Raw genomic sequence first — 4,094 nt, 5'->3', positions numbered from 1 at the left:
GATCGCGCAGGCGCTCGGCGGTACCGCGGAAGCCGCGCGCCAGCAGGTGCAGAAGCTGCTCGCCGCCGGACTGATCGAAGGCCGCCAGCAAAGCGCCAGCGGTGCCGGACGGCCGCGCCAGGACTGGACCCTGACTGCCAGCGGCCACGGGCGCTTTCCCGATACCCATGCGCAGCTCACCATCCAGTTGATCGGCTCGGTGCGGCAGTTGTTCGGGGAGGAAGGGCTGGACAAGCTGATCGGCCAGCGCGAAGCGGAAACCCGCCAGCAATACCTTGCCGCCGTCGCCGGCCAGGAGCAGCTCGCGCAGCGGCTGGCGACCCTTGCCGCGCTACGCCAGGCCGAAGGCTATATGGCACGCCTGGAGCAGGACGGGGCGGACTGGCTGCTGATCGAAGACCATTGCCCGATCTGCGCCGCGGCGCGGACCTGCCAGGGATTCTGCCGGGCCGAGCTGCGGATCTTCCAGGAAGTCGCCGGCAGCGAGGCGACGGTCACGCGCGAGGAACACCTGCTCAGCGATGCGCGCCGCTGCGTGTACCGGGTCAGGGCCGCGGCATAGGTTGCCGGGGGACAAACAGCAAGCAAACGGAAAGCAAACAGAAACCGGAGACCCAGCCCATGCCCCGCCGCCACGCAAACATGCCGATGGGATTGCTGCGTCAAGCCGCATTCTGCGCCACCCTGCTGCTCTGCGCGCTGGTGGCGCGGGCACAGCCGGCGCCGGCACAGGTCGTCGATATCCCGACCCGTCCCGGCGTGACGCAGCGCTTCCTCTACCTCGCGCCCGCGCAGCCCAAGGCCGCCGTGATCCTCTACGCGGGCGGCCACGGCGGCCTGCAGATTTATCCCAATGGCAGCCTGGGCTGGGGTGCCGGCAACTTCCTGGTGCGCGCACGCCAGCTCTTCGTCGACAACGGGCTGGCAGTTGCGGTCATCGACGCACCCAGCGACCACCTGACCTCCCCCTTCCTGAACGGCTTCCGCCAGTCCGCCGAGCATGCCGAGGACGCCAGGGCCGTGATCGCCTGGATGCGCGGCCATACCAGCCTGCCCGTATGGCTGGCCGGCACCAGCCGCGGTACGCAGTCGGTGGCCGCCATCGCCATCCGGCTCGCGGACGGCGGCGGCCCCGACGGCATCGTGCTGACCTCCACCATCCTTCGCGAGGAACGCGGCCGCCCGGTGCCGGCGATGGACCTCGGCAAGATCAAGGTGCCCGTGCTGGTCGTGCACCACGAGCAGGACGGCTGCAAGCTCTGCCCGTTCAGCGACGTACAGGGACTGATGGACAAGCTCGCCAAGACGCCCAAGGCCGGCCTGATCCAGTTCGATGGCGGCAACAACGTGGGCGACCCTTGCGAAGCCATGGCGTATCACGGCTTCAACGGCATCGAGCCGCAGGTAGTGCAGGCGGTGGCGAGGTGGATCGGGGAGCGGTAGGCGCGAGGTTGGGGCTGCACCCGCCAGGATAGGCAAGTGACATTGCCGGCGGAGCACGCGCCGGCGCGTTACCCGTTACCCGTTACCCGTTACCCGTTAATTTCCCGGGGCCGCGCGCAGTGCCGCGCCCGCCCCCGGCGTGCTGTCACTCGGCCTGGATGCCAGCCGCCTGCACGATGCGGCGGTACTTATCCGTTTCCGCGGAGATGAACTCGGCAAACGATGCGGGGCTGCCGCCGACGATCCGGTAGCCGGCCTCGGTCAGGCGCGCCTGCACATCGGGCTGGCGCAGCACCTGGCCGACTTCGCGGTTCAGCAGATCGACCACTTCCGGCGGCGTCTTTGCCGGCGCCAACAGGCCCGACCAGACGCCCATGTCGACCGATTCCAGCCCGCGCGTTTCGCTGACCGTGGGCACCTGCGGCATCGCAGCGGCGCGGCGCTTTTCACTGAGCGCGATGGCGCGCATGCCGCCGGACTTCACATGGGCCTGGGCGCCGGACAAGGTCACCACCGCCAGGTCCAGTTGCTTGCCCAGCAGATCGTTGATGATGGGAGCCGCGCCCTTGTAGGGCACGTGGAACAGTTTCACCTTGGCATCGAGATTGATCAGTTCGCCCATCAGGTGCTGGGGCGTGCCGACGCCGGCAGTGCCGTAGTTCAGCTTGCCGGGGTTGGCCCGGGCCAGCGCCAGCACCTCGTCCATGGTGCGCGCGGACAGACTGTTGCTGCCGACCAGGACCAGGGGCTGGGTGCCGACCAGCGCCACCGGCGCAAGGTCGCGCTGGCCGTCGTAGCGGATCTTCGGATTGGTCAGGCGTGCGATCGACACTTCGCTGCCGGAGCCCAGCAGCAGCGTATAGCCATCCGGCGCGGCTGCCACCACCTTGGCGGCGCCAATGGTGCCGCTGGCGCCGCCGACGTTCTCCACCACCACCGGCTGCTTCAACCGCGTCGACAGCTTCGCGGCAACGGTGCGGGCGACGAAATCGGCGGCGCCACCGGCCGCGTAAGGCACCACGATCACCACCGGCTTGGTGGGGAAATCGGCAGCGAGCGCGGGCGCGCACAAGGTCGCGAACGCGGCACACGCGGCCAGCCATTGCTTCACAAACATGGGGATATCTCCTGAAAAAAGCGCCGCGTACGGCAAAGGGCACGACTATAGATTCAATGAAGGGCGCCGTAACCGATAGCGGCGTGCGATCCCGGAGGCAGCGCGGCGGCCATCCGCTCGATCGGCAGGGTGGAAAAGCCGGTCGATGGGCTAGTGGCCGCATTGTCGGGAATGCGCGCAACCGAGCGCGCATTCCCGATGCACACCCCGTCCAGGGCCCGCGCCACTTCCCACGATGCGTTGATGCTGTCGGCACCGAAGGGTTGGAAGCCGGTTACAAGCACGCTCATCGCTCGCCCCCTCAGGCAGCGCCGCCGCCAAAGCCGCCGCCGCCCGGGGTGTGGATCTCGAACACATCCCCCGGCTGCATCTCCGCCTGGCCGATATGGTCCAGCGGCTCGATGCGGCCATCGGCCCGCACCACCCGGTTGATACCCGGCGCGCCGGCCTGCCCCCCGGCCATGCCGAAGGCACCATGGTGGCGACCGTTGGACAGGATGCTGGCGGTCATCGGCTCCAGGAAACGCACCCGGCGCACGCCGCCGTTGCCGCCCTTCCAGCGGCCGGCGCCGCCCGAACCCTCGCGGATGCGGTAGCCCTCCAGCCGGACCGGGAAGCGGAACTCCAGCACTTCCGGGTCGGTCAGGCGCGAGTTGGTCATATGGGTCTGCACCACGCTGCTGCCGTGGAAGCCRCCCGCCAGCTGGCCGGTCTCGTCATGGAACCCGCCCGCGCCGCTGCCGCCCGAGATGGTCTCGTAGTACTGGTAGCGCGCGTTGCCGAACGTGAAATTGTTCATCGTGCACTGCCCCGCCGCCATCAGCCCCAGCGCGCCGTACAGCGCATTGGTGATACAGGTGGAGGTTTCCACATTGCCCGCCACCACCGAAGCCGGCGGATTGGGATTGAGCATCGAGCCCGGCGGAATGACCACCTGCAGGGGTTTCAGGCAGCCGGCGTTGAGCGGGATATCGTCCTGCACCAGCGTACGGAAGACATAAAGCACGGCCGCCATGCACACCGCGCGCGGCGCATTGAAGTTATTGGCCTGCTGGGCACTGGTGCCGGTGAAGTCGATCACGGCGCTGCGCGCGGCGGCATCCACCCGCACCGACACGCGGATCTGCGCGCCGTTGTCCAGCGGCAGCGTAAACTCGCCGTCGCGCAGCCGCGTGATGACCCGCCGCACCGATTCCTCGGCGTTGTCCTGCACATGGCGCATATAGGCCTGCACCACGTCGAGCCCGAACTCGTCCACCATGCGGCGCAGTTCCTGCGCCCCCTTCTCGTTGGCCGCCACCTGCGCGCGCAGGTCGGCCATGTTCTGCTGCGGATTGCGCGACGGATATTCGCCGCTGCGCAGCAGGGCCAGCATCTCGCCCTCGCGAAGCCGGCCTGCCTCGACCAGCTTGAAGTTCTGGATCTGCACGCCCTCCTCTTCGATGCGCGTCGAGAACGGCGGCATCGAGCCCGGCGTGGTGCCGCCGATATCGGCGTGGTGCCCGCGCGATCCCACATAGAAGGTGGGCTCGGC

At 68.6% G+C, this 4,094-nt stretch carries 5 protein-coding genes; 2 read left to right on the top strand and 3 right to left on the bottom strand.

Features of this window, described 5'->3' with window-relative positions; all coding sequences use genetic code 11:
* Both AC1DKD_RS39755 and AC1DKD_RS39750 read left to right on the top strand, forming a co-directional pair.
* The coding region (locus AC1DKD_RS39755; protein ID WP_477144607.1) for a helix-turn-helix transcriptional regulator at positions 1-562 on the top strand (562 nt) is incomplete at its 5' end.
* Between the two features lie 59 nt (positions 563-621).
* Positions 622-1,443, top strand: a complete 822-nt coding sequence (locus tag AC1DKD_RS39750; protein ID WP_441628784.1) for an alpha/beta hydrolase — start codon at positions 622-624, stop codon at positions 1,441-1,443.
* Between the two features lie 145 nt (positions 1,444-1,588).
* Here the strand turns inward: AC1DKD_RS39750 and AC1DKD_RS39745 are convergent, their stop codons facing one another.
* The 3 genes from AC1DKD_RS39745 to AC1DKD_RS39735 form a co-directional block, all read right to left on the bottom strand.
* Entirely contained in the window at positions 1,589-2,560 is a 972-nt protein-coding gene (locus AC1DKD_RS39745) for a Bug family tripartite tricarboxylate transporter substrate binding protein (RefSeq protein WP_441628782.1), read from the bottom strand.
* Between the two features lie 53 nt (positions 2,561-2,613).
* Positions 2,614-2,850 carry a pyroglutamyl-peptidase I family protein gene (locus AC1DKD_RS39740; RefSeq protein ID WP_441628780.1) on the bottom strand — a complete coding sequence of 79 codons (237 nt, stop codon included), beginning with the start codon at positions 2,848-2,850 and terminating at the stop codon, positions 2,614-2,616.
* An 11-nt stretch (positions 2,851-2,861) separates the two neighbouring features.
* On the bottom strand, positions 2,862-4,094 hold a 1,233-nt coding region (locus AC1DKD_RS39735), incomplete at its 5' end, for a hydantoinase B/oxoprolinase family protein (RefSeq protein WP_477144606.1).

The organism is Cupriavidus sp. 05T313 (genome assembly GCF_056396665.1).
The sequence above is the reverse complement of the archived record's forward strand: the minus strand, read 5'-3'. Positions and strand labels throughout refer to the sequence as shown.

Bases quoted from the DNA above. Each gene is read 5' to 3' on its own strand.
- AC1DKD_RS39750 (WP_441628784.1), top strand. From the start codon at position 622: ATGCCCCGCCGCCACGCAAACATGCCGATGGGATTGCTGCGTCAAGCC.
- AC1DKD_RS39745 (WP_441628782.1), bottom strand. From the start codon at position 2,560: ATGTTTGTGAAGCAATGGCTGGCCGCGTGTGCCGCGTTCGCGACCTTG.
- AC1DKD_RS39740 (WP_441628780.1), bottom strand. From the start codon at position 2,850: ATGAGCGTGCTTGTAACCGGCTTCCAACCCTTCGGTGCCGACAGCATC.